Raw genomic sequence first — 24,629 nt, 5'->3', positions numbered from 1 at the left:
CGATCATTAAAGAAACGATTTTACAATTCATATTACACGCACTTTTTATTGCTTAAGGGAGAACCCATAAACCAATAATAACTATCTTTAAATATGGACCATCATGAACGCATCGCAAAACTTACCTTCGCCGGTGTCTACCCCATGTACCTCCAAAAGGTAGAAAAGAAAGGCCGGACAAAAGAAGAACTGGATCAGGTGATCGAATGGTTAACCGGCTTCAATATCCATCAACAAACCGAACTCATTAAAGAAAAAGTAACTTTTGACATCTTCTTCCAAAAGGCAACCTTAAACCCCAATGCGCACCTCATTACCGGTGTGATCTGTGGCTATCGTGTAGAGGAGATCGACAACCCCTTAACCCAACAGATAAGGTACTTAGATAAGCTGGTGGATGAGTTGGCCAAAGGGAAGAAGATGGAAAAGATATTAAGGACGGAGCACTAATGCACCGTCCTTATTTTAATCCATTTAGTAATATCTTCTAACACTAACGGCGAAAAGGTCTGTTCGATCCTCGCATACTCTGTAGGACTACCCGTTTTACACTCCTGGAACAGGTGATTTAAACCCTCATACTCTTTGATCGTTACATCCTTATTCCCTGCTTCTTTCAACGCTGCCGCTATCTTTGGCAGGTTGTCCTTTGGGGGTACCTGCAGGTCCTTTTCACCATTTACTGCCAGCACAGGACAATGCACTTTTCGGAGGGAAGTAGTTGGATCATATTTGATAAAGAACTTGATCCATGGCCATGGACGCATCATTTCTTTCACCTCCTCTTCCGGATTCCCTTCTCCCAATTGCTTATAATAGGATGTCAGGTCCCTTTTGATCGTACTATCATCATCATTGTTGACGATGATGTCAAAAGCTCCTTTATTCGTCGTATTAATTTTTGTAATGGCACTATCCGGTGTTCCTTGTGCATGTAAAATCAATGCTGTTTGTTTGAGGAGCAATTCATCACCCCTGATACCTGTACCGGCCAGCATCACAATGAAAGCAACATTTTTATTTCTTGCTGCGACTATTGGCGCGATCAATCCGCCTTCGCTATGCCCCATCAATCCAATTTGTTTTATTTCTTTGCGTGTCTTCAGGTATGCAATGGCGCTTTCTACATCGTTAGCGAAATCCAATGAGTTAGCTGATTTGAAATCACCGGTTGACTTAGCTACTCCCCGGTCATCATATCTCAACACAGCAATTCCCTGACGGGTCAGGTAGTCTGAAATAATCAGAAATGGTTTATGTCCCAGTAGTTCCTCATCCCGGTTTTGTTGGCCGCTACCAGTGATAAGAATTACAGCAGGGTAGGAGCCGGTTTTCTTTGGCAGGGTCAGGGTGCCAGCCAGCGTAATATGTGCCTGGGAGTTTTCAAAGGTGACATCTTCAGAATAGTAAGGAAGTGGCAAAGTCGGTTCCTGTGGATGTTTGACAGGTTCCACAGTGCCTCTCACAAATGTAAGCGGCAATGTTTTACTTCCCTGGGTAAACGTACCTGTTAAACTATCGGTTTTATATTCACCAGTGTATGCGGCATGAATGGCATCGATCTTTAAATGCATGTCAGGGTTGTTGTAAGTGAATTCACTTACAGGAATACCTTTCGCTCCCTGGTCCGGACTATCTAATGTAACGTTGTACCCGGTATCCGACTTTTGAATATTTAATACCACGCGAAGTGGCCCGAGCTTGCCATTCCAGCTACCAGAGATGTCTTGTGCAATCCCGGCAATAGCTATGAGCAGGGTTAGAAAAGTGATGGTAATCTTTTTCATGGTTTTTTCTTTCTAATTACTTTAAGAATATAGATAATAATGAAGTATAACAGGATACAGGTAACAATGGCAATAGGAATAAAGTAATTGCCGGCAATTTCCCGGATACCTTCCTGTTTCCTGATGATTCCAAAAAAGAATGTATGCGGACCCACCCAGAGACCGGTTATTTCCGGTTTGATAATTTTCATGACAATCAATATTGGAAAGGTCACCAGCATAATCGTCATTAATGAAAGCACGATATAAGCGATCCCGTTTCTCAGGTTCAGGAACAGCGCCTGTAATAGGTACCTGACATTGAAGGTCTTGATAGCCTGGTCAATTTTTTTGCTGGCCACCACCTCTTTGAGTGTTATTTCCGGATCGCCTAGTCTGTCCAGGATATTGAGTAATGCTGTCATCTCGTCCTCCCTGTGATCTGTGATATACTCATAGATATAGCTGTTCACCTCCATCAGACATTCTTCCTGGTCTTCCTTAGATAGGATTTGTGCGACTCTTTTACAACGATTTATATAGTTATTATACACTCGCTGGCTGGCTGGGTTTTTAAATTCTATTGCTTTCATGCAGGTTTATTTTATAAAATTTTCATCTATAGATTTCTTCATTGCTGCCAGGTGTGCCCTGCCATCGTCTGAAATGTAATAGTACTTGCGGGGAATGCCCGTAGGTTGTTCTATCCATTTGTAAATCAGTAACTCCTCTTTCTGAAGTCGGGTCAGCAGAGGGTACATGGTGCTTTCAGTCACCTCGGTATTGAAATCCTCTTTTAGATGCTGAATGAGTTCGTAGCCATAGCGTTCTTTGGTGTCAAGCGCCTTTAGAACGAAGTATGGCAATAGCCCTTTTTTTAATTGGGTCTCCCAATTTTTTAAGAATTCGTTTTTCACGGTGCAAATATATGGTATTAGGATGTACTATGCAATACGAGGTATTATTAATTTCGAAATATACTGATTATCAATATGAAATGAGAGGGTGCAAAGTGCCTGATTGGGCAGATATGAGATTTTTTTGATTACTATACCTCTTATTTGTTGCCTCAATAACTCATTCACAGGCGATTAGGATTGACCAGGCTAAGGGCCAGCTTATAGGGGGGACGCGTAGTAAAACACAGCAAACATACTTTGCCGCAGGAATGATCAATAAGATGGTTTTTTAAAGAATGTAAAGCGGTGCCTGACTCAAAAAAGTCTGGAACGATGTGAATTTAAGGTGACTATTATCGTGGGAGGAAAACAGGTTGGAATTCACTAATGGGGAATGAAAACTATTTTCAAAGAAAACAGGCTGTATCGTCATTTTATGATACAGCCTGTTTCTACAACTTATTGCTTACAAGAAGTATTGCCTACAGTCAGAATTGATTTTCTCATAGATGTTTTTGAGGATTATGCAGGCAAAGAAAGTATGATTATTTATCATATTAAATAAAAAAGGACTGTTTTGGAGATTGTAGGTACGGATTAATTATGCGATGTCAGATGGGATTTTATTGCATAAATGCGCCTGCAGGGCCGCCGTATAGTGGGGAATAGCCGTAAGAATTACTTCTGCTTACACTTACGCTACCGGAAATGGAAAATGTTTTATCATTACTGATATACATTACACCCACCTGGGCAGCAGGGTAAATGCCAAAGCTCCTGGTCTGCATAGGGCCATAGCCGGTTTTGCTGGTAGTGGGCTGGTAAAAAAGATTATTGGATTGAAACAGGGTAGGCGTGGCAGATATATTACCAAAGGCAAAGAGGTTATTAGTCAGCTGACGGTTCAGCTGTAATGCCATTGGCGCTGACAAAAACGTACTGCTACCACCTTTAAATGCCATAAAACCGGTGGAAATGCCGGTATATTTAGTCACAAACCATTTATTATGCTGTCTGGTAGTATCAGAAAATCGGCCGGGTGCCCCGGAATAAAGCGGGGACTGAGCCTTTGTCACTATAGCAGACATTAAAATCGCGATAAAAATGATGGCGCGTTTCATTATATGAAGGTAACTATCCTTTTTGTGAATATTGCTAAGAAAATCATAATATTCATACAGAAAGGGTGCCTTTTTAGGGAAAGACATCAATCGTCAGCGTGTGTTTGCCTGTTTAAATTTTTTGCTTTGCTAATACATAGTCCTCTTTAAATTTTAGCGCCAGCGTATCCCTGTTACTTATGTCACATCCCCTTTTTATTCATTTTTAAAACTTATAAGAAATTGACAACCGATAATTTCGCGGAGCTTCCGCCTGATAGTAGTAGGCATTTATATAAGAATAATAGGAACCACTGAACAGGTACTTATCCAATATATTAAAAGCATTCACCGTGATGCGTAATTTATTTCCTTCCCAGAATAATCCGCCATCCAGTTTGAAATAATCCGGCAATCTCTGCAACCCTACACTCCATGTATCCGTCTCACGACCCGCCAGATACGTAAACCCACCAGAAATACCAGCGCCTCTCAGCTTGCCGGTACGTAGTTTATATGTCAGCCATGCATTGGCCACATGCTTTGAATAACCAGGCACCACATCACCCACTTTAATACCTGTAGCTTCAGAAACACCCGGATTTACCTTGCTCACTTTAGAATCCGTCAAGGCATAATTCGCAGTCAAGTCCAAACCTGGCAGAATTTCACCACGAAGATCAAACTCCACACCCTGTGCTCTTCTTTGACCAAATACTATACTCAGTCCTGAATTTGCCGGGGCATTCGGATCTGCAGTCAGTTCATTTTCTTTTAAGATACGGTATACAGATACGGTGGTATTCCATTTCCCTTCCATCCAGTCTCTCTTAATACCAACCTCTGTATTATTACCTGTCAATGGTTTTAATTTACCTACGCTCACAGCACCTGCCTGTGGGGTAAATGCCTGGTCATATAATGCGTAGATAGAAGTATAGTCGTCAATAGATACACTCAATCCAATACGTGGTGTAAAGCGTTTTGCTTCGCTTACCGTACCGAAATCGGCCTGATTGATATAAGTATAGCGACCTGCTAATGTCAATCTCACTTTGTTATTAAAGAAACCTAATTCATCCTGCAGGTAAAAGCTGGAATACCGGGAGTTGATAATGCCATAACCATTAGCAGCCCTTGCTTCCAGGCTCAAGGTGTGGTCAAACACAGGGTAACCGTTGGATGGATTATCGAGGGTCAGGCCTGGTGCAAAAGGATCGAAAGGCGCAGCGCCGGTATCCAGCGAATGTGTTTGCGCATAATCCGCCACGTACTTTTTATTGCCCATGTCAATACCGGTTAAGATCTTGTGTACCACAGGACCTGTAGTAACCTTACCATTCAGGACAACCTGACCTAAAGACATGGTGCTTTTTGCTTCCCAAATGCCTGTGTTCCTGTAATATTTACCATCCGCTTCTACAGAATCTGCCCACATAGATGAACCATCCTGATTATAAAGATAATAAGCAGCTTGTGCAGTCAGTTTCCAGTTCTCATCGATCTGGTGCTGCACATTAACGGTGAAGCTGTGATCGTTGATGATGGTAGGTTTCAGGCCAGCTGGCAGGGCACTTAAAGTACGGTCATAAGTGGCATAACCAAATGGACTGAATACATAATAAGATCCTACGTCAGACATATGTGCACGCTGGTAGGTGTACTCAGCAGTTATCTTGGTATTATCATCTACCTGGAAAGAAACGACTGGAGCAAAAGCATACCGATCATTGAACTCATTTGTTCTGAAAGAGTTTTTGTTTTGACCTGAAAGGTTCAGGCGGTAGAGGATCTTCCCATCTTTGCTTAACTTTCCATCCAGGTCCAGCGAAGCACGGTTCAGGTTATAACTGCCCATGGTATAACTGAATTCATTTTTGTGCTGACCAGTTGGTTTCTTCGTCACCACATTATATAAACCACTGGGGTCGCCACTGCTGATCATGAACCCTGCCGGGCCTTTTACGAATTCGATATGGTCTACAAAACTCATATCTTCCGTGAGTGGTCCCCAATAGGAGCTGACTACGTTAAACCCATTGCGGAATGCCTTTACCTGGGAGCCACGCATAGTGATATTGGTATACAGATCGCCCCAGTGTTCTAATCTTACAGCACCACTCACATTACGGATGATGCCATCGCTCATGCTGATGATCTGTTGTTCTTTGATAGACTGGTTGGAAACCACCTGGATGTTTTGTGCCACTTCTATCAATGGTTCCTGCAGGCGTAGGGACTGCGATGGATTGTCCATCTTCACACTATTGGTACGTGCATTGACCATCACTTCTTTGAGCTGTGTTCTATTGATGTTCAATTCAAAATTTACGGTTTCATTCTGACCAGCTTCTACAGTCACCTGTTTTTCCTGTGGTTGTATATTGACCGCACTTACGGTGATGGTGTAGGTTCCTGGCGCCACGCGGTTAATACGGAAGTGGCCTTTGTCGGTCGTAGCAGCACCATAAGAGGTACCTTTGAGACTTACGGTTACATAAGCTACAGGATTACCGTCTTTAGTAGTGACTACGCCGTTCAGACTGCCGTGTTGTTGTTGCGCATGTACAGTTGATGTCAGCAACAGTAAAGAGATGATAGGTAGTAGTAATTTCATGATTGTTGGTTGACTAGAATGTTGGCAAAGAAACATTAAAATCAACCGCGCGTATAGCAGATACGCCAGAATTTCCGGATAGCGTAAACTATTTTCCGGATAGCGTAAATGCAGGCTGAGGCTTACTGATATTAGAAAGTGCAATGAGTCCCGCACTGGCGATGATAGTCCCGCCTACAAATGGAAACCCTGCACCTACAATATCTTCTATGGAAGAAGAAAATAGAAACGGCAAGCAGAATAACATGCCTGCTGTACCCAGGAAAATTGCCATATAGGCGCCGAACTTTGTGATCCATGAGGTAACGGGCATAGGATGGGTTTTAGGTGCATAGCTGAACACAGCTTCCCGCAGGGTGCTGGTCTGGCAGTGGGCATAGTCTTCTATCGTCCAGGTACTGATCGGTTTAGCCTGTGTTCCGTTTTTAAAATCATGGTAAAAGGTACGCCATAGATCGGGGAGGAGCAGGGCGCCGAATAGAAAGATCAGGAGGCTGGGGATGGTACGGTTACCGTTTCCCAGCATAAATGCCTGCAGACGGATTTCGTGTACAGGTGTCATTTGGAAGCCGAGTAAGACATGCTTTAGATCATGGCTTTCGTAACCCGGTACAAGGCGCAGGTTGTGACGTATAAGGCAGGCAGCGATATCTTTACCCAGGGTACCTTCTGGCAGGTTATTTAGTTCCCTGGTTTTTTCTTCGAAGACAGCGATGTCGTAGAATTGTTCTATTGTCCAGACAGATAGGTGAAAGGATTTGCGGATGATGTTCCGGGCGAGTATTTGGAAGAAGTTCATATGATCTGATATAAGGATAAATTAATGCGTTTTCATGTTTTTGGATCAAAAAGATAGGCTATCATTCAGGTTTCTTTTGTTGTCTTTCACGCGCCTTTGCCTCTTCATTTTTCCAATAGTCCTGATAAAATTTTATCTGTTCATCCAGCTTATAATCCGAGTTATTTAAATGCCTGTAATAACTTGTAAGTATTATCCCGGAAATATCATCAGGATGATAAACTCCCATATTATTAAAATATATTGAAAGTCTTGAACCACCCCATAATCCCCAGTTGTTTCTCATCCACATCCCAAACCCGTGATGCATACGGGCAGTGAATTCATTCTCAGCTATTTTTTTGTTTTGCTGCTTCGTTTTGTCGTCCCACATTTTGTCAATTTGTACAATGGCGTCATTCAGATCTTTGGGGATGTATGTGCCTTTCAAATATGCTGCCGTATCTCTATGATGTTTCTCTTCTAGTTTAAGCCAGGGCGTGTACAATACATCTTCATCCAGTGGTTTCCCCAGCAGGTGGTCTTTGTAGGCTGTTATAATAATCACCTTTTGCTCAGTGTGGATACCTTTATGGAGCAGGTATCGGTTTAACTTTGATTTACGATTGTCGAGCCAGTCGGCAATCTTTATATCGCGGAGGTCTACAGGTATACCCTCCTTTATAACCGTCTTCAAACTATCAGCGCATTCTCTGTCTAAATACACCATTGCCTCTTTCATATTTTTAGGCTGGGCATAGACTGATGAACCCATCAGCAATAACCACAAACAATATTTCATAATGTCTAAGGTAAGCAATTTCAAAATATATTTATTTTTGCAATCGATCCCGTACTTCTCGCAATATATTTCCTTGTATCTTTATGTCTATCAATCGATTATTACCCTGTATGAAAACTGCAATGATTAATTGCATTATTCCTGTATCTATCGGCGGACTCATATATATGCTTGGAAGACACGACAGTTTGAAGATGTTTCAATGGTTTCAACTCCTCCACCTTGAAGCGTATATCTATCATTTCCGTACGGTATATAAAGATTCCATCACATCCGGGATGCCTGCATGGATGTTATACTCCCTGCCCGATGCATTATGGATGTATTCCTTTACCTCCGCCGTACTCCTATCATGGAAAAGAAGACTGACCATCTACCTGCTCATTCCTTTTATATTAGGGGCTGGCTCTGAAATAGGACAATACTTCTATGTCGTACGCGGCACTTACGATTTCAATGATCTCCTGTGTTATTGCACAGGATTTTTACTTTCAATAATCATTATCACCAAACCTCAAACAAATGTTCAAGAATCACCTGTTGACACTCATTATCTGTAGCTTTTTTACATTCCTTGCCTTTGGATCGGACGATGAAAAGAAAGATGTTTCTAAAATGAACTCCGAAGCATTTACGATCTCCAAAAATTTTGTAAGAGAAACATTAAAGGCCCCTGGTAGCGCTGATTTCCCAACGCTGGATTTTACATCTGACTACATGGGAGAAAATACTTACATGGTCAAGAGCTACGTGGACGCTCAGAATAGTTTCGGGGCCAAGCTCAGAACACATTACGTAGCAACTTTGAAATTCAATGGTGGCGATTGGGCGGATAAGTCGAACTGGACGCTGGTTGACCTGAAAACCTCTGAACAATAGTCGGGAGGGAACATCAAATTGAGAATCGTGTAAACGATTAGCTATATCCAACCGATACCCGGGTAAAACAGGTTGATCGTACTTTATGATACAACCTGTTTTTTATACCTTTAGTGTCAACTATGGATAGACTAAGACAGCATATTGAAGCCACTTCACCATTAACCGATGACGAATTTGAGTATGTAAAAGGTTATTTTACGCTGAAAAAGGTACGGAAGAACCAGTTCCTTATTCACGAAGGAGATGACGCGAAATATGAATACCTGGTCCTGTCAGGGATCTATAAGGTCTTCTTTGTGGACAATGCTGGAAAGGAATACATCATGCAGTTTGCACAACGAAACTGGTGGATGTCCGACTATTATGCCTTCTTTAAACAAAAGGACGCGTCTATGTTTATAGAATGTATGGAAGGGGGGGAAGTGCTTTATTCCACACTGGCATCCAGAGAAAAGCTCTCTGCCGACCTGCATAAAATGGAACACTTTTTCAGGGCCAAGCTCACTAACGGCTATGTCGCCCTGCAACAACGGATCAAATTGTTGCTTTCCAGTACGCCACAACAGCGCTATGAGGAGTTTTCCAGGTTGTATCCTGAGCTGATAGAAAGAATACCAAAGAAGTTTATAGCAGAGTACCTGGGCGTAAGCCGGGAAACCCTGAGCCGGTTGTATGGCAAAGGGTGATTCTTAGCCGGGTATATACCAAAGGATGGCCCTGATACGCTATATACCAAAGTGTGATCTGGATCACACTTTTTTAGTGACCAGACTCCTTCTCTCACCCTGCCTCATGGATGTAATTTTGAGTTATCAAAAACACTTAACTCTTACATCATGAAAACAAAAGTATTAATCATCGTATCCAATGCCAATGTAATTGGCTCTCATAATAGAAGAACCGGTACCTTTCTGCCTGAAGTAGCACATCCTTATGCAGAATTTGATAAAGCAGGTTTCGAGGTAGATTTTGCCAGCTTAACAGGTGATACCCCCTATTTAGATGCCCTGAACCTGGCCAATGATCCTGATAATCTGAAATTCCTGACCGGCAAGGGCTGGGCAGATATGCAGCAGGCAAAGGAACTCTCCACTGTTGATGTGAGCGCATATGATGCCGTGTTTGTACCTGGTGGACTCGCACCAATGGTCGATATGCCGGAAGCTCCCTTGCTGAAAAAAGTAATCGCTGAAACTTATGAACGGAATGCTGTGGTAGGTGCCGTGTGTCATGGACCTGTATCTTTGTTAAATGTGAAGTTGAGTGACGGGTCTTACCTTGTGAATGGCAAACAAATCACTTCTTTCACTACAGAAGAGGAAGACAATTATGCAAGGAAGGATGTACCTTTTGACCTGCAAACGGCACTGACCAGTCAGGGTGCGATATTTCATGCAGCTGCGCCATGGTCTGCGAATAGTATTGCCGATGGCAGACTGGTAACAGGTCAGAACCCTGCTTCTGCAAAAGGAGTAGGCGAGAAAATGGTGGCTATTTTAGAAAAATAAAAGAGAAAAAGATGAATACAGAATCAGTTTATGTGTTTGCCAAATGGCAGGTGAAGGAAGGACAGTTGGATGCAGTGCTGGAATTATTACAGGAAGTGGCGGCGAAGAGTAGGGAAGAAGAAGGAAATTTGTTTTATAACCTTCATCAAAGTAAGCAGGATGCGAATACCTTGTTGTTGTATGAAGGATATATCAGTGAAGCAGCGGTAGAAGTACATCGGAATTCAGTGTACTTTCAGGAACTGGTGATCGGAAAGATTGTGCCATTGCTGCAGAATAGGGAAGTGGTGGTAGCAGCACAGATTTAAGTACTGAGCCGGGGATGTTATCTCCGGCTCTGTTTTATTTTTTTGAGGAGGTGCTTTGATCTTTTATTGGTGACGATACAGATTATTCGCCATAATTGGCATCGGAACCAAATAACGCTGTAGCGATGACTCCTTGTAATATGGCAATGCGGTCGATTTTTACCTGGGACATGGTTTGCTGAAAGCGGAGCAGGTGGTTTCTATTGGGATAAAGGTCCTGACAAATAAAAAAATCCTACTCCCTCCTCAAACTTGTCACCGGATTTGCAAATGCCGCTTTTATAGCGTGGAAACTCACTGTACATACTGCTATCATCAACACGAGTCCGCCAGCTCCTGCAAAAATACTCCACCCTAACGTAATCCGGTATGGGTAGTTTTCCAACCATTTGCTCACCGCCATCCATGCAATGGGCATCGCAATGATCAATGCAATCATCACCAGTTTTACAAATTCTACTGACAATACCGTGGCTATACTTTGTACAGAAGCTCCCAGTACCTTCCGGATACCGATTTCCTTGGTCCGCTTTTCAGCTGCAAGTACAGACAAGCCAAACAACCCGATACAGGAAACGAAGATGGTAAGGATGGCACCAAACAGGATGATCGATTTCCACCTTGCTTCATACTCGTAGCTGAGTAGGTTTGCGTCCTTCATAAACCAATAATTATAGGGACTGAAAGGGTAGAAGGCGTTGTACTTTTGTTCAATATATGCCAGACTGCGTTTTCTGGTATTGGGCTTGATCTTTATATTGAATGTACCATATGGATTTGCATTGTCCATAGTGAACAGCTGTGCCCCGATCGTACTGGTGAGCCCTCCATAGTGATAATCTTTTACTACCCCAATCACCTGGTAGGTCTTGTTATCTTTGAAAGTAAAAATAACGGATTGGCCGATTGGATTTGTCCACCCCGCATTTTTTACAAATGTTTCATTGATGATAACGGAATGTGCGGAGTCGCCCGGAAAGCGGGTAGAAAAATTCCTACCCATTACCAATGGAATTTTTAAAGTTGAAAGATAAGATTCGTCTATCGTCTCCCATTGAAAGTTAACTGTAGACTCATCCGCCAGTTTTACATTGGTGCCCCAGGCACCGCTGTTCTTAGGAGCAACGGATATAATATCCGGTGACTTCAGCAACTCCATTTTGAATGTAGCCGCTTCTTCGTGCGTCATGTTTTGTTTATTGACCAACACAATATCATTGTCGTCATAACCCAGGTCCGCCTTTGTGAGGTAATTAAACTGGGAATACATGGTAAAGGTGGCGATGATCAGGAAGGATGCCAGTGTAAACTGCAATACCACCAGTGATTTTTGCAGCCAACCTTTCCCCTTCAGGGTAAACCTGCTATACAATGTGTCAATGGGACTATATCCTGATAATACCAGTGCCGGGTAAAAGCCAGCCAGCAAGCCCGTAAGCAGAAATAAACCAATGTACCCCAGTATCAAGGGTGCATCGAGCAGATAAGACATGGCCAGCTTCTTATTAGACAATTCATTGAAGACAGGCAAGGTCAATTGTGCCACGACAATGGCAAGTAAAAAGGCTACGCCACATAAAATAAATGATTCACCGAGGAACTGTATGATGAGTTGACGACGATCACTACCAATGGCTTTACGGATCCCGATCTCTTTTGCCCTTCTTACTGAGCGTGCTACTGTAAGGTTCACGAAGTTGATACTGGCAATGAGCAGCACGAAGCCGGCAAGACCAGAAAGTATATAGGCATAAATAGGATCGCTGGCATTCTCAAGTCCATTGCTGGCGCCAAAATCCTTACTCATGTGAATGTCGGGCATGGGTTGCAGGAGGTACGTACCTAAATTACCATCCCTGAAGTCGCCAAATTTAGCGGTCATATTCGCAAAGCTGGCAGCAGCATCTTTTTCATAGAACCGCTTCATCTGTGCGGTAACAGCCTGCGGATCCGCATGTTCGTCCAGTACGATAAAGGTATTGAGGTAGTAGGAAAACCAGTTGTCATTATCCTTTACAGCGGCGGCGTCATCTTTGGTGGGGACGAGTATCTTGTATTGGATGGAGGAGTTCTGCGGGCAGTTTTCGGTGACAGCAGTCACCTGGTAAGGTACAAAGGTATTTTTTTCACTGACCATCATAACTTTGCCGACAGCGTCGGTAGTACCAAATTGTTTCTTTGCTTCATCCTTTGTGAGTACGATGGAATGTGGGGATAGTAAACAGGTACTGGCATCGCCGTCTATCACCTTAAAGGTGAAGGTGGAGAAGAAATTTGGATCCACAAAAAGTACCACCTTACCTTCCAGCGAAGTGGCGGTCTTAAAGTCCATACCACCACCTTGTACGCGGGTAAACGATTTGATGCCGGGAATATGCTCAGCGAATTTTGGACCTTGCAATACGCTGGTAAAACTGTTATGCTGTTCTGCGCCCTTACTGCTAAACTTGTAAACAAGCCTGTAGATGTGCGAACGGTTCTGATGAAAGCGGTCAAAGCTGACTTCATCCTTTACATACAGTAATATCAACATGGCACAGGTGAGACCAATGGTTAAACCCACAATATTGATGAGCGAATAAATTTTATTATGCGCCAGATTGCGGATAGCGATTTTGAAATAGTTCCTGAGCATACGTAGTTTTGAATTGTATGGGTACGTCAATGCGTATGCCAAAGTGCAAATGGGTGATAGCTAGTAAATTAAGGATGCCGAACTTCGAAAAAACTGTCCGGATAGGGAAAGCTGATGTGCGGGAGCGGGCAATAAAATTTATACATTTGCAATATGGAAGATTATGTAATAATTGTCAACCGCATCGAAGACCTGCAGTTAACAAAGGATATCACGGAGTTGGAGCTGATCTTTGACCGGGCAAAGCGCACCATTGTCGGTGGGCAGGATGTGATCCTTGTAAGACAGAACAGGAATGGTCAGCAGGAAAAGTTTCAGACTATTTCTAACCAACAGGATTTTGAGGAATACAGGAAGCAGGTATTTAAATGGCTTTGATCCTTTGGGCGGAGATCAGCTACTTTCTAACCCACAATATACATTAGAAAAGTCCTTCTTCTCCAAATCACTTTTGTGGATGACAAAATAAATTTCCCCTGCATCCCCAAAGCAAAATCCTGTCTTTCTGTCTGAACTGACACGTAGTAGTACCATCCAGTCTTCCGGTTTCCCTCTCTTGGCATCTACGGCCTCCATTTCAGGTGTATCATGCTGTTTGAACACATAGGAGTTCATACTATGCGCAGGCTTCTCCCTGAGTGCCGCTTCCAGCTCCTCTGTTTCGTCGTACATTTCGGACAACTCTGCCAACTCCGGATAGAGGGTACTGGCATTGTACAGGCTTGGAATGCTGGCATAACTACTGGCTATAGCGCGAAAAGGCGTAAATTCAGATTCCATATCCAGCTCCTTTGCCGATTGCAATTCATCAAGATCTCCATCATAATACACCACTTGCGGATCCAGTTCCTCCTGATCTTTGATAAAAAAGAAAAGCACCCCTGTACGTGGCAAATAATCCTGTAGTGCTGCAATGTCCGCGCAATTAATCTGTGCGATGAACTGCATGCCTGCTGCTAACAGATCCACACCCGGAGGTAGATCAGGTAATCCACCAAAACGGTGATTCCCTTTTTGATCGTAGGTGTCTTCTTCAGTAGTATCGAGTGCCACTGCTTTACGGCTACGACCAATCAATCCTTCTTTGAATTCGTCTAATCCTGTCAGGTTGATTTTTGTTTCTAATAGCTGTAACAACGCCGGGTCATTCTTTGCAAAGAAACGGCTATCGTCATATGGCCCTGCACCTTTGTAAGTGTAATCCAGCAGCTTTATTTTCTTTTCCAGTTCAAGGTTCAGTGTAGGAATATTTTCTAATCCGGCAGGTAATTTCTCCAAAGGATTGTGTTCAATATTCAGGTATGTTAACCTGGTCACTGAAGCTGGCACAGATGTCAGCTGGTTATATGATACCACCAGTGTTTCCAGTTTCTCTGGCAGGGTAGGGTGAATCGATTCTAGCTGGTTATGACTGAGATACAATTTCGTTAACTCCGGCAGCTGGAATATGTAAGGATGAATACCTGCTATCTGGCTATTCGATACACGGATGGTATCCAATGCTTTCAGATCTCCCAGCCATAGCGGTAAGGATTCCAATGCTGTAACACCTGTCAGAGAAAGGTTTTTCAATGCTTTCAGCCGTTTTACAGCTGTTGGAATTTCTTTAAAGTCGTTCTTATTTCTGAAATCAATAGATAAGCTTTGTAACTGTGTTAATGGGTAAATTGTTTCCTGCAGGATACTGGTGTAAGGGTCGGTCAGCCAAAGCTGATGAACGATTTCCGGAGGGGCGGTGCTCACTTCCTGGGCACTGAGAAAACGGTAGTTTGTCCAGTTCAGATCAGGCGTGATCTTTACAGCCAGTTTCAGGGGGTGTTCATTGAAATACGCCTGGATACCCAGCCAGCCATCCTGTAAGGTCACTTCTCCCGAAAGTTTCTGTATAAAATCAAAACCGCCTTTCCAGAGGTATGCGAGGTAGGAGGCTTCTCTTTCCTCTTCAAAAAGGAACTTACCGGTAGGTACACCTGCATTATAAATACCTTTGAAATAGAATTGCAGGTAAACCTTTTCATTACTATAGTCATCGGTAAGACCTGCTATATGCTGAGGCGCCTGTGCTTCGATTTTGATATACAGGGCGCCGTCGCCATCAGAAATAGAACACTGGCTTTCTCCGGTTAATGAAAATTGATGTTCGCCAATTTTCCAGTATTCATGATCTGGCACCACGAATGGTTCATATATCTTTACCACGGGAGCCTCAGGTTCCGCTGGCTTATATTTATTCATCATTTCATCAATCCCTGCCTGTTGTTTTGCCATAGCTTCCACAGGGTTTCCAAAATATTGCAGACTTTGGAATGTTTCATCAAAGAGTGGTTCGTAAAAGTCTTTTGAAACCGTATCACAATCGCCAATAATAGTATACCCATATACATCATTGATCTGTACCAGTCCAAAATAATAGAAATACCCATCTTCAGCATGGGCAGTTCTTATATTGGCTGTCAGTCCTGCTACGGGTAGGGTTTTATCTGTCATCACTTCAACGACACCGCGTTGTTCAAGACAGCTGGCACGGAAGCGGGAGAGGTGGTCGTCTCCATTATATTTATTATAAAAACTGAGTTCGGATAAACCAAGGGTGATAAAGGAAAGATAGTCGCCATCTTTTCTGTGTTCGGCAGTAATACTTTCCCAGGCTGTGCGTATGTACTCGTAAGTTGGAGGTAAGCTAACGCTGAATGTTTCTGTTGAGGTCGGGTTCATCATACCTCAAGTATACAAAATTATCTGGCACAATTATACGGGTGGTATATTAAACGATTATTATGGTAGAGAAAATAACAGTTGACGGGAAAGATGTGTGGTTAGATATAGAACCACTGGAGGGGGATCTCAATGTGATCCCTACAGAGTACTTCATCGTCTCTTATACTACAAAAGAGCATGAACCAGGTAAAATATTCAATGGAGAAGATGGTGCTCCCAAACGATTTACTTCGCCTGTGGAAGCTGTGGAATATGCTGTAGAAAAATTGCCGGTTATTTTAGGCTAGTTATGTCCTTGATCACCCTATCCCTGTGATTTTTACCCCATTCTGCCATATCATCCAATATGGGTTTTAAAGATCTGCCATATTCGGTCAGTGCATATTCTACAGTAAGGGGTTTTGTCGCCATCTCCGTACGGCTGACGAGCCCGTTTATTTCCAGTTCCTGCAATTCTTTGGAAAGCATTTTCGGGCCTATCCCATCTACCAGGCGTTGCAATTCCAGGTAGCGGCGTTTGCCTGATCCAAGTATCCCCATGATCAGCATTTTCCATTTACCGCTCAGAATATCCTGTGTATCCTGAATGGCTTTAAAATGCCGTTTGCATTCGTCTGATATGTGGCCGTTGGCTGCTGTGTTTCCCATAGTGCAAATATAGTTGACTTCCTGTAAGGGAAGTACTTCCCTTACAGGAAGTGACTTTATTTTTGGCGCAAGGCCCGGTAGCTTTGTTGGCAAATAGGAATGTATGATTACAAATGTTGTATTGATTGAAGAAACAGATAAATTAAAATATCAGACTGTTGAATTGAGGCCTCCCGGCCCACAGGAAGTATTGATCCGCCAAAAAGCCATCGGGGTGAATTATGTAGATGTGTTTTTCAGAAATGGTACCTTTCCTGTCGATGCCTTTCCTGCGCCCATTGGACTGGAAGCTGCCGGTATTATTGAGCAGGTTGGCGATGCCGTGAAGCAATTCGCACCCGGAGATCGGGTGGCTTATTATGGCACAGCTGGTGCTTATGCGGAACACAAGGTACTAAATGAAAATGAGCTGTATAAACTGCCTGATGATATTACTTTTGAACAGGCTGCTTCCGTAATGGTGAAAGGATTGACTGCACATATGTTGCTAAAAGCAAGTCATGAAGTAAAAGCCGGGGAGGTTGTATTGGTACATGCTATGATGGGAGGAGTAGGCTCATTATTGAGTGCATGGGCGCGGTCAATAGGTGCCACTGTAATTGGTACAGTAGGAAATGCGGCAAAGAAAGAACTTGCTTTGAAGCGTGGCTTTCAAAAAGTAATTAATTTGCAAAATGAGCAGTTAACAGAAGTAGTGGATGTGGTATATGATGGTATTGGCAAAACTACTTTCCAGCAATCATTGGAGTTGATAAAACCCGGTGGCACTGCGGTATTATACGGTTGGCCATCCGGTATGCCAGATATAGATACGCAATGGATGGAAGATAGAAATATCCATTTTGTAACGGCTGTCCTGAATCACTATCCTGCCTATCAGGATAAAAGTGGGAAAGCGATGGAAGAGATCTTTGACCTGATCCGAAAGGGAGTGTTGAGCATTGAAAATCCGACTATTTATTCTTTAGCTGATGCGGCAAAAGCCCATGCAGATCTGGAATCCAGAAAAACGACAGGTAGTATTATTTTGCAACCATAAAAAATAAGTTATTTCATCTCAAAGCCATGTTTCTTTCTCCCAAAATGGCTTTGAGATGAAATGTAACTTTAACTTCAATCTCTCTTTAATTAGATAAATGCTTCCCTGAACTGCAAAGGTGTCAGCTGTGTCCTGGACTTAAAAAACTTACTAAATGACAGGGAGTGTTCAAACCCTATCTGTTCCCTGAAAGGTCTGTATTAAAAAAGCAGGATCAAACATACTGCCGATAGCAGGGGACTTACAATTATGACTTCGAGCCCAAAAACATGGAGTTTATGGAGAGCTGGTTTCATAAAAAGGCGGAATTGGGATTGCCCATATTTGTAGTAGAAGTAGATGGGCAGGTAGTAGGATACGGTACTTATAGCCAGTTTCGGGAGCGGAATGCTTATGCTCATTCTGCGGAGCATGGTCTTTATTTTAAGAAAGATTTTCATGGGAAAGGTATGGGCCGGCAATTGCTGGAACGGCTCTTGTCAGACGGCAAGGAGCGGGGCTTTCACACGTTTATTGCTGTGATAGATTCTTCCAATGAAGGCAGTATCATCTTCCATGAGAAAATGGGTTTTGAAAACATTGGAAAAATAAAAGAAGTGGGTCGCAAAAATGGCCAATGGTTAAACCTGGTTTTATTACAAAAGATCATTTCTTAGTGATAATCTATAGCGCTTTGCATCGAATGTAAAAACACTACATTAAGCGACTGGAAAAAAATGTCTCTTGGTGATATGTATGATCAAAAACTGGATATGCTACAGCAAATATTCCGTCAGGTAGGTATTTAACGTGGTGTATGATGACTCAATTTCAATTTTCTTAAAAATAAACACCCGAATTTCCCGCGCAATTGTCTACGGCAACTGCGCGGGAGATTCGGCAGGGGCCTGCGGCCGGCATGACTAAATCCAAAATGATAGACTACCGAATGATGAACTAATTATTTTTACTGTACCTTTGCCGCCCAATCAGTAAACCATACCTAATGTTTCCAAAATTAGCATTACCTATGGCCGCCAGCATGCTATATGCTTTGACGCTGCCGGCGCAGGACAAAATAAATGAATTAGACGCGGTTACAGTCACCGCCACAGTGAATCCGGTAGTGAGTTCTAAAACAGGTCGTAACTTATACGTAATAAAAGGAGAGGACATCGCCAGAATGCCTGTCCATTCAATAGATGAAGTACTCCGCTACCTGCCAGGTGTAGAAGTACAGGCCAAAGGTCCGATGGGCGCTGCCAGCGATATCGTGATCCGTGGCGGTACCTTCCAGCAGGTACTCGTGATCCTCGATGGTGTTCGTGTGAACGATCCGAATACCGGACACTTCAGCAGTTACATTCCTGTCAATCCTGCCGAAATCGATCATATCGAAGTACTGAAAGGCGCTTCCTCAGCGATCTATGGTTCCGATGCTGTAGGTGGCGTGATCCACATTATCACTAAAACCTTTGCACACAATCAGAACAGCAAACCCTCCAGAAAGATCACCGCAGGTGCTACAGGTGGCGCATACGGACTGTTTAACGGAAACGCAAATGCTTACTATAGTACAGATAAACTGGCCGTTGATATCGGTGGACAAACCAATAATGCAGATGGTCAGCCGCAGCGTGGTATTGATGGATATTTTCACCTGCACACTATTTCCGGATCCGCCAGTTATAAACTGAGCGATAACTGGAAACTCTCTTACCGCCTGAGTTATGACGATAGAAAGTTCGCCGCGCAGAACTTCTACACTACTTACGTTTCCGATACCGCCAGCGAAAAACTTTCTACCTGGTGGCAGCAACTGAACTTGTCTTACCGCAAGAAGAATAATTCTTTTAGTCTGATGGCAGGCTATAAGAATATGAGCGATCACTACGTATATAATTCTGTTTCTATTGCCAATGACAACCGCAGTAAGTTATTGCAGTCCCTCGCCACTTACGAGCATAAGTTCAATGACGATATCAGTTTTGTAGCAGGTGGTCAGTTCCAGCAAAAGAGCATTGTCTCCAACGACAGAGGGAATCACACCGTGAACCAGGCAGCAGGTTTTGCTTCCATGACAGCGACAGTACTTGATGTACTCACCCTGAGCCCTGCATTACGCCTGGACTGGGATGAGCGGAGTGGTTATGAGCTGGTGCCTCAGCTGAATGCCAGCTATAGAACAGGTCAGTTCCAGATTCGTGGTAGCGCAGGTAAAACTATCCGTAACGCTGACTTCACCGAACGATACAACAACAATAACAAAGCACTGGTTACAAGTGGAAAGATCGGTAACCCTGATCTGAAAGCAGAAAGCTCCTTCAGCTATGAAGCAGGTGCGGATTATTTTGGTAAATATTTCCGTGTATCTTCTACCTTATTCCAGCGTAGGTACAATGACCTGATCGACTGGACCACCACTGCTTACGATAATATGCCTTACAAACATAACCTGTCACCTACAGGTGTATATTCACTGGCGACCAATATTTCAAAGATGGTGACCAGTGGGGTGGAAACTGATATCCAGTTTACCAGGACCTATCAGGAAAAGCATACCGTAAGTGCTACAGCAGGTGCTACCTGGTTGTATTCTGATATCCAGGAAGGTCAGCAGTCTTTTTATATCTCTTCACACGCACGCTTCCTGCTGAATGGTATGTTGTCATACCGTAACCAGTTGTTTGGTATAAGTGTAAATGGTTTGTACAAAGTAAGAGATCCCCAGGCAGCAAGTGGTATAGCTGGTATGGTCACAAAGGAATACTTTGTAGCGAGTATTAAAGCAGATGTATTCGTGATCAAAAATAAACTCAGCCTGAATGTAGAAGCGGACAACGTGTTTAATAAAACATATGCGGACCTTACAGGTGCCCAGATGCCAGGACGATGGTTGATGGGTGGGTTTAGAGTAACTTTATAACTTTTAATAAAAACAGGATGTATCAAAAATAAATGAACCTCCTTAGAACAGCATAAATGGAAACCTGGCTCCATCAGGTATCCGAATGAAAAGAGCGTGTATCTTACTTTTGATACACGCTCTTTTTTCTGTATAATAACCTTGCTATTGATAAAAGTGCGACAATGCATAACAACCATAATGGACGGCTATTCAACTCCCCTGAATCATGCGGCATGAAGATGGAAATAAGCGGTAAGCCAACCCCACCTCCCACAAAATAGGCAGTATTAATCAGGCTGGCGGCAATCCCTAAATGTTCAGTAGGTACATGCTCCATGGCTATCACTGTATACCCGGTATAACAAAGCGTCATGCCTATCCCCGCGATAAAGGCACCACCTGCCAGCAAGAAAACTAAAAGATGGATCTGTACTGCAATGACAAGCGAAACAGCGCCCATCAGCATTGCCACTGCACCACCCATGGCTATCTGTTTAGGAGAAAATTTCAATGATAAAGCAGGTAATCCAAACCTTCCTAACAATATTGAGATGATATTGAATGGCATCATGAGAAAACCGGCCTCCGCAGGGGTAAAATGAAAGTTTTGTTGCAAGAGAAAACTCATCAGCAATAAATATCCTGTAAACAACGCGCCTAGTAAAAAAAACAATAAAGTACCTTTCCGTAAAGAAGAAAGTATCAACACCTTCAGATCTAATAATGGTGCTGGCTGGGTTTTAAGCCTGCTATATAAATAATAAGCAGCTACTATTAAAACAATCACAGAAATCAACAAATAGCTACCTTCAGTAATTTTCGACAAACAAATCATGCCCAACACCAGCGCAATCGCAGCCGGAATATCCGGCAACCTGCTATCACTCTTTGTATCCTTTTCCAGATAGAGATACGCAATTACAAGGATCACCAACAGTATAGGCACATTCATCAAAAACACCCACGACCATCCCAAGTAATTGGCAATAATCCCACCTACAGACACACCACCCGCAGCCCCTGTGGCCGCAAAAGACCCAAAGATGCCCATTGCCTTCCCGCGTTCATGCGGCTCTTTAAAATAGTAATTGACAATAGAAAATGCAGATGGCATTAATAACGCAGCTCCCAATCCCTGCAATGCCCTGAAAAGGATCAGGGTATTGAGCGAATGTGACAATCCAGCACCCAATGAGGTGATCATGAAGATACCACATCCCGCCATAAAGATGGTCTTTCTACCAAGGTAGTCAGATAATTTACCACCCAGGATTAAAAAGCTCCCATAGATCAGGATATAGATACTTTGTATTTTATAACCGGAATCATTACTTAATCCGAGGTCAGCTTCAATTTTTGGCAATGCCAGATTTACGATGGCAATGTCGAGGGCTTCTACAAAAATGCCCATAGAGGCAATTGCTAAGACAAGGTTTTTATTTAGTAACCGCATTTTGTTCCGGCAGTAGTTTGGCGAGTGTATCAGTGATGGTGGTGAACTCATAGAAGTTCGGATGATTAATTGTAAAGTCGATGCGTTCATGTTCCCACGTGGTATGAAAAGGAATATGGCCGCCAAAACCACCCAGTGCAAGTACCGGCAGTACGTCTGACTTCAGGGAATTGCCCAGCATCATAAATTCCGCTGGCTGTATATCCAGTCGTTTGATGAGCTTTGCATAATCATTCTCCTGTTTATCACTCATAATTTCAATATGATGAAAGTAATGTTCGATACCGGAGAGGCGCAGTTTCCGCTCCTGGTCCAGCAGATCCCCTTTGGTGGCTACTACCAGCCGGTAATGTGGCTGTAGGGCCTGCAATACCGTTTCAACTCCTTCCAGCATAATCACCGGCTTACTGAGCATATCCCGGCCTATCTGAATGACCTTACCAAGGTAGGCAGCGGGAATATTGTTTTCTGTGATCCTTAGGACCGTTTCCAGCATCGAAAGGACAAAAGCCTTTACTCCATATCCATAAAGGGACATATTGTCCATTTCGGTCTTAAAAAGCTCTTTAATGCTTACATGCCTTGGCAGGAAGTCTTCCAGCATAATGGTAAACTGATCTTCCGCTTCCCGGAAGTAGGTTTCATTTACCCACAAAGTGTCGTCTGCATCAAATGCGATGACTTTAATATTGTTATGCATAATTTCTTTAATTATAATCGGATGGCAAAACTATTATCTATTTTGTGCAAAACCGGGACATTTGTCCCAACTAAAGAAAATGCTTAGAACAAATACATATTTCTTGTCATTTGCGGAAAGTTTGGCTGAGCAGAATATAAAATGCTTTAACGCAGGGTAGCGGTTGATGGTTCAGGACAAAAATGCCCGGGAGATCTTTATTTTGAAGAGAGGAGGGACCATTATATTTTCTTTTTCACCCAATCTTTTGTAGCAGTCGTGAGCAAGGGTATCATATCCTTACCCTTACCGGCTTTAAAAGAATGATCCGCGCCTTCCAGTTTTACAAGGATAGCTTTCTTTAAAGACTTGCATACTGTTTCAATCAGATCCCAGGTAGCCAGGGTATCTTTTGTGCCCTGCAGGAACAGCATCGGTACTTTTACTTCTTTTAAATGTTCCGCCCTGTCTATAGATGGTTTGCCTGCGGCATGCAGGGGGAACCCGTAGAAGATCAGGCCGGTTACATCCTTTCTGTGGTTCACAGAAAGATATTGGGATGACATACGGCCGCCAAATGATTTGCCTGCTACAAATAGAGGGAGGGCAGGGTACAATTCTTTCGCTTTATCGATAGCGGCGGTTATCGCTTGCTGAGCGACGGCAGGGGAGTCAGGGCGTTTCTTTTTTTGTTCTGTAAAAGGGAAATTGAATCGGAGGGTGGCAATGCCCGCATCTGCCAGTGAAGTGGCCAGTGCTTCCATAAAAGAATGGTGCATGTCTGCACCTGCGCCATGTGCGAGTGTCAGGATACATATAGGCTTTTCCGGCAGGGTGCAGATAGCAGAAACGGCTCCGGGCGCCGCAGATATAGTTAGTGATAATGATTTTATTTCCAGCATAGAACAAAGATAATGATATCCCGCTTTATGGATTTTCTTAACTTTTCTGGTATACTTAAGTCAGGCGAGTAATGAAAGCATGAATAAGATGATTGTTAAACGAGTAATGAAGGCATGGATAAAATATCGAACATCGTCTGACCCGGTAGTACCCTATAAACAGGTATCTGGATGTTAAACTTTTTACATAATTCCCGTATACTTTCATCAATCTGTTCATTCGAATATCGTGATGAAAAATGCCCCAGAATCAGGGCTTCAATCTGAATCTCTGCGACATTGCTGAGTACATCTTCCAGTTTACTATGTTTATTGCGATGAGATTGAATTTCGACCTCATCCCCTAAAAAAGTAGCTTCGTGGATCAGTATTTTCGCATTGTTCCAATAGCTAAAGTTTTCAGCCGGGGTATCTCCGCTGTAAGCTAGCAGGATGGTTTCTACGATATTGTGTGTCGCTTCTTTACCTAAGGTGTCAATTGCCTTTTTGATGTCAAGAGGAGGAAGCGACATATATTCCTGCTTCAATTTGTATTTTACCTGTACGACTTTGAAGCCAAAGCTTTTGAATACATTTTCTGCTGCGGGTACGTGGTTATTTCTCAATGCTTCCACATAGATGTCTTTTTTAATCCAAACCCGGTCCCTGTCCACAATAGGGTGCCATACTGTGCCCTTTACATGGGGGTCGAATTTCATGGAGAAATCACGTAGTGCGGGGAAAGAACTACTATCCTTTGGGTAATGTATAATGGGAAAGCCATCTCTGGCATTGAGCTGATTGAGCTGTAGCAAACCTGTGAGGTGATCTCTGTCGGGGTGTGAGATAAACACGTTTTCAATCTTCCTGCTCTTTTGTAAGAGAGTAGACATTAACCCATCCCCACAATCAAAGAGCAGCCCTAATTCTTCTATGAAATACCAGGTAGAAAATAATGCAGTCGAATATCCGGAAATTGTCAGGTTCATAAGTTATAAAATTAGGATATTAGCAACATTAAAGCAAAGA

The 24,629-nt window shown here is 43.0% G+C and carries 24 protein-coding genes and 1 pseudogene; 11 read left to right on the top strand and 14 right to left on the bottom strand.

Annotation, left to right across the window (positions count from 1 at the left end; translation table 11 throughout):
- Positions 1–93 precede the first annotated feature (93 nt).
- Positions 94–450 (top strand): DUF2200 domain-containing protein, encoded by a 357-nt coding sequence (locus tag BW716_RS26435; RefSeq protein ID WP_083727772.1) that lies wholly within the window; start codon positions 94–96, stop codon positions 448–450.
- On the opposite strand, the gene BW716_RS26430 is transcribed toward BW716_RS26435, so the two are convergent.
- The 7 genes from BW716_RS26430 to BW716_RS26400 all read right to left on the bottom strand — a co-directional run bounded on the left by BW716_RS26430 (position 447) and on the right by BW716_RS26400 (position 7,962).
- A complete protein-coding gene (locus tag BW716_RS26430; protein WP_083727770.1) occupies positions 447–1,787 on the bottom strand; it encodes a S9 family peptidase in 1,341 nt (446 codons plus the stop codon). The two genes, BW716_RS26435 and BW716_RS26430, sit on opposite strands and share 4 nt — an antisense overlap.
- Positions 1,784–2,359: a hypothetical protein gene (locus BW716_RS26425; RefSeq protein ID WP_083727768.1), complete on the bottom strand. Its 576-nt coding sequence runs from the start codon at positions 2,357–2,359 to the stop codon at positions 1,784–1,786. Before BW716_RS26425 ends, BW716_RS26430 begins: the two co-directional genes overlap by 4 nt.
- Positions 2,360–2,365: 6 nt before the next feature.
- Positions 2,366–2,632, bottom strand: a complete 267-nt coding sequence (locus BW716_RS26420) for a PadR family transcriptional regulator (protein WP_220388834.1) — start codon at positions 2,630–2,632, stop codon at positions 2,366–2,368.
- Positions 2,633–3,288: 656 nt separating this feature from the next.
- On the bottom strand, positions 3,289–3,786 hold the full coding sequence (locus BW716_RS26415; RefSeq protein ID WP_143709048.1) for a hypothetical protein: 498 nt from the start codon (positions 3,784–3,786) through the stop codon (positions 3,289–3,291).
- A 205-nt stretch (positions 3,787–3,991) separates the two neighbouring features.
- A complete protein-coding gene (locus BW716_RS26410; RefSeq protein WP_083727763.1) occupies positions 3,992–6,382 on the bottom strand; it encodes a TonB-dependent receptor in 2,391 nt (796 codons plus the stop codon).
- Between the two features lie 88 nt (positions 6,383–6,470).
- Complete coding sequence (locus BW716_RS26405) at positions 6,471–7,181, bottom strand: hypothetical protein (RefSeq protein ID WP_083727761.1); 711 nt, start codon at positions 7,179–7,181, stop codon at positions 6,471–6,473.
- 61 nt (positions 7,182–7,242) lie between these two features.
- Positions 7,243–7,962, bottom strand: coding sequence for a DUF6794 domain-containing protein (locus BW716_RS26400; RefSeq protein WP_083727759.1), 720 nt, complete (start codon positions 7,960–7,962; stop codon positions 7,243–7,245).
- A 110-nt stretch (positions 7,963–8,072) separates the two neighbouring features.
- Between BW716_RS26400 and BW716_RS26395 the strand changes: the two genes are divergently transcribed.
- The 5 genes from BW716_RS26395 (at position 8,073) to BW716_RS26375 (ending at position 10,660) form a co-directional block, all read left to right on the top strand.
- Positions 8,073–8,522, top strand: coding sequence for a hypothetical protein (locus BW716_RS26395; RefSeq protein ID WP_083727757.1), 450 nt, complete (start codon positions 8,073–8,075; stop codon positions 8,520–8,522).
- On the top strand, positions 8,485–8,841 hold the full coding sequence (locus tag BW716_RS26390; protein WP_083727755.1) for a hypothetical protein: 357 nt from the start codon (positions 8,485–8,487) through the stop codon (positions 8,839–8,841). Before BW716_RS26395 ends, BW716_RS26390 begins: the two co-directional genes overlap by 38 nt.
- 122 nt (positions 8,842–8,963) lie before the next feature.
- Complete coding sequence (locus tag BW716_RS26385) at positions 8,964–9,530, top strand: Crp/Fnr family transcriptional regulator (RefSeq protein WP_083727753.1); 567 nt, start codon at positions 8,964–8,966, stop codon at positions 9,528–9,530.
- Between the two features lie 150 nt (positions 9,531–9,680).
- Positions 9,681–10,352 (top strand): type 1 glutamine amidotransferase domain-containing protein, encoded by a 672-nt coding sequence (locus BW716_RS26380; protein WP_083727751.1) that lies wholly within the window; start codon positions 9,681–9,683, stop codon positions 10,350–10,352.
- 11 nt (positions 10,353–10,363) lie between these two features.
- Positions 10,364–10,660 carry a putative quinol monooxygenase gene (locus tag BW716_RS26375; RefSeq protein ID WP_083727749.1) on the top strand — a complete coding sequence of 99 codons (297 nt, stop codon included), beginning with the start codon at positions 10,364–10,366 and terminating at the stop codon, positions 10,658–10,660.
- 235 nt (positions 10,661–10,895) lie between these two features.
- On the opposite strand, the gene BW716_RS26370 is transcribed toward BW716_RS26375, so the two are convergent.
- Positions 10,896–13,295, bottom strand: a complete 2,400-nt coding sequence (locus BW716_RS26370; protein ID WP_083727747.1) for an ABC transporter permease — start codon at positions 13,293–13,295, stop codon at positions 10,896–10,898.
- A 153-nt stretch (positions 13,296–13,448) separates the two neighbouring features.
- On the opposite strand from BW716_RS26370, the gene BW716_RS26365 reads away from it, so the two are divergent.
- A complete protein-coding gene (locus BW716_RS26365; protein ID WP_083727745.1) occupies positions 13,449–13,673 on the top strand; it encodes a hypothetical protein in 225 nt (74 codons plus the stop codon).
- A gap of 15 nt (positions 13,674–13,688) precedes the next feature.
- Here the strand turns inward: BW716_RS26365 and BW716_RS26360 are convergent, their stop codons facing one another.
- Positions 13,689–16,013, bottom strand: coding sequence for a DUF1963 domain-containing protein (locus tag BW716_RS26360; protein WP_235643952.1), 2,325 nt, complete (start codon positions 16,011–16,013; stop codon positions 13,689–13,691).
- Positions 16,014–16,072: 59 nt separating this feature from the next.
- Here BW716_RS26360 and BW716_RS26355 point away from each other — a divergent pair, with 59 nt between their 5' ends.
- Positions 16,073–16,300, top strand: coding sequence for a hypothetical protein (locus tag BW716_RS26355; RefSeq protein ID WP_083727741.1), 228 nt, complete (start codon positions 16,073–16,075; stop codon positions 16,298–16,300).
- Here the strand turns inward: BW716_RS26355 and BW716_RS26350 are convergent.
- Positions 16,287–16,661 carry a helix-turn-helix domain-containing protein gene (locus tag BW716_RS26350; protein ID WP_083727739.1) on the bottom strand — a complete coding sequence of 125 codons (375 nt, stop codon included), beginning with the start codon at positions 16,659–16,661 and terminating at the stop codon, positions 16,287–16,289. The two genes, BW716_RS26355 and BW716_RS26350, sit on opposite strands and share 14 nt — an antisense overlap.
- 103 nt (positions 16,662–16,764) lie before the next feature.
- Between BW716_RS26350 and BW716_RS26345 the strand changes: the two genes are divergently transcribed.
- The 3 genes and pseudogenes from BW716_RS26345 to BW716_RS26335 all read left to right on the top strand — a co-directional run bounded on the left by BW716_RS26345 (position 16,765) and on the right by BW716_RS26335 (position 20,605).
- Positions 16,765–17,700: a quinone oxidoreductase gene (locus BW716_RS26345; protein WP_083727737.1), complete on the top strand. Its 936-nt coding sequence runs from the start codon at positions 16,765–16,767 to the stop codon at positions 17,698–17,700.
- A 260-nt stretch (positions 17,701–17,960) separates the two neighbouring features.
- Positions 17,961–18,356 (top strand): annotated as a pseudogene (locus BW716_RS26340) (N-acetyltransferase family protein); the annotation flags it as partial.
- A gap of 329 nt (positions 18,357–18,685) precedes the next feature.
- Positions 18,686–20,605 carry a TonB-dependent siderophore receptor gene (locus BW716_RS26335; protein ID WP_083727733.1) on the top strand — a complete coding sequence of 640 codons (1,920 nt, stop codon included), beginning with the start codon at positions 18,686–18,688 and terminating at the stop codon, positions 20,603–20,605.
- Positions 20,606–20,708: 103 nt separating this feature from the next.
- On the opposite strand, the gene BW716_RS26330 is transcribed toward BW716_RS26335, so the two are convergent.
- The 4 genes from BW716_RS26330 to BW716_RS26315 form a co-directional block, all read right to left on the bottom strand.
- The gene (locus tag BW716_RS26330; RefSeq protein ID WP_179091277.1) at positions 20,709–22,040 is read right to left on the bottom strand and encodes an MFS transporter; all 1,332 of its coding nucleotides are present in this window, start codon (positions 22,038–22,040) and stop codon (positions 20,709–20,711) included.
- Positions 22,024–22,740, bottom strand: coding sequence for an HAD family hydrolase (locus BW716_RS26325; RefSeq protein ID WP_083727729.1), 717 nt, complete (start codon positions 22,738–22,740; stop codon positions 22,024–22,026). Before BW716_RS26325 ends, BW716_RS26330 begins: the two co-directional genes overlap by 17 nt.
- A 221-nt stretch (positions 22,741–22,961) precedes the next feature.
- The gene (locus BW716_RS26320; protein ID WP_083727727.1) at positions 22,962–23,621 is read right to left on the bottom strand and encodes an alpha/beta family hydrolase; all 660 of its coding nucleotides are present in this window, start codon (positions 23,619–23,621) and stop codon (positions 22,962–22,964) included.
- 95 nt (positions 23,622–23,716) lie between these two features.
- Positions 23,717–24,589 (bottom strand): MBL fold metallo-hydrolase, encoded by an 873-nt coding sequence (locus BW716_RS26315; RefSeq protein WP_083727725.1) that lies wholly within the window; start codon positions 24,587–24,589, stop codon positions 23,717–23,719.
- Between the last annotated feature and the right edge of the window lie 40 nt (positions 24,590–24,629).

Source organism: [Flexibacter] sp. ATCC 35208, from assembly GCF_001975825.1.
Taxonomy (GTDB): Bacteria; Bacteroidota; Bacteroidia; order Chitinophagales; family Chitinophagaceae; genus Chitinophaga.
The sequence above is the reverse complement of the archived record's forward strand: the minus strand, read 5'-3'. Positions and strand labels throughout refer to the sequence as shown.

Coding starts and splice junctions, on each gene's coding strand:
- BW716_RS26435 (WP_083727772.1), top strand. CDS start 94: ATGGACCATCATGAACGCATCGCAAAACTTACCTTCGCCGGTGTCTAC.
- BW716_RS26430 (WP_083727770.1), bottom strand. CDS start 1,787: ATGAAAAAGATTACCATCACTTTTCTAACCCTGCTCATAGCTATTGCC.
- BW716_RS26425 (WP_083727768.1), bottom strand. CDS start 2,359: ATGAAAGCAATAGAATTTAAAAACCCAGCCAGCCAGCGAGTGTATAAT.
- BW716_RS26415 (WP_143709048.1), bottom strand. CDS start 3,786: ATGAAACGCGCCATCATTTTTATCGCGATTTTAATGTCTGCTATAGTG.
- BW716_RS26410 (WP_083727763.1), bottom strand. CDS start 6,382: ATGAAATTACTACTACCTATCATCTCTTTACTGTTGCTGACATCAACT.
- BW716_RS26405 (WP_083727761.1), bottom strand. CDS start 7,181: ATGAACTTCTTCCAAATACTCGCCCGGAACATCATCCGCAAATCCTTT.
- BW716_RS26400 (WP_083727759.1), bottom strand. CDS start 7,962: ATGAAATATTGTTTGTGGTTATTGCTGATGGGTTCATCAGTCTATGCC.
- BW716_RS26395 (WP_083727757.1), top strand. CDS start 8,073: ATGAAAACTGCAATGATTAATTGCATTATTCCTGTATCTATCGGCGGA.
- BW716_RS26390 (WP_083727755.1), top strand. CDS start 8,485: ATGTTCAAGAATCACCTGTTGACACTCATTATCTGTAGCTTTTTTACA.
- BW716_RS26385 (WP_083727753.1), top strand. CDS start 8,964: ATGGATAGACTAAGACAGCATATTGAAGCCACTTCACCATTAACCGAT.
- BW716_RS26380 (WP_083727751.1), top strand. CDS start 9,681: ATGAAAACAAAAGTATTAATCATCGTATCCAATGCCAATGTAATTGGC.
- BW716_RS26375 (WP_083727749.1), top strand. CDS start 10,364: ATGAATACAGAATCAGTTTATGTGTTTGCCAAATGGCAGGTGAAGGAA.
- BW716_RS26370 (WP_083727747.1), bottom strand. CDS start 13,295: ATGCTCAGGAACTATTTCAAAATCGCTATCCGCAATCTGGCGCATAAT.
- BW716_RS26365 (WP_083727745.1), top strand. CDS start 13,449: ATGGAAGATTATGTAATAATTGTCAACCGCATCGAAGACCTGCAGTTA.
- BW716_RS26360 (WP_235643952.1), bottom strand. CDS start 16,013: ATGATGAACCCGACCTCAACAGAAACATTCAGCGTTAGCTTACCTCCA.
- BW716_RS26355 (WP_083727741.1), top strand. CDS start 16,073: ATGGTAGAGAAAATAACAGTTGACGGGAAAGATGTGTGGTTAGATATA.
- BW716_RS26350 (WP_083727739.1), bottom strand. CDS start 16,661: ATGGGAAACACAGCAGCCAACGGCCACATATCAGACGAATGCAAACGG.
- BW716_RS26345 (WP_083727737.1), top strand. CDS start 16,765: ATGATTACAAATGTTGTATTGATTGAAGAAACAGATAAATTAAAATAT.
- BW716_RS26335 (WP_083727733.1), top strand. CDS start 18,686: ATGTTTCCAAAATTAGCATTACCTATGGCCGCCAGCATGCTATATGCT.
- BW716_RS26330 (WP_179091277.1), bottom strand. CDS start 22,040: ATGCGGTTACTAAATAAAAACCTTGTCTTAGCAATTGCCTCTATGGGC.
- BW716_RS26325 (WP_083727729.1), bottom strand. CDS start 22,740: ATGCATAACAATATTAAAGTCATCGCATTTGATGCAGACGACACTTTG.
- BW716_RS26320 (WP_083727727.1), bottom strand. CDS start 23,621: ATGCTGGAAATAAAATCATTATCACTAACTATATCTGCGGCGCCCGGA.
- BW716_RS26315 (WP_083727725.1), bottom strand. CDS start 24,589: ATGAACCTGACAATTTCCGGATATTCGACTGCATTATTTTCTACCTGG.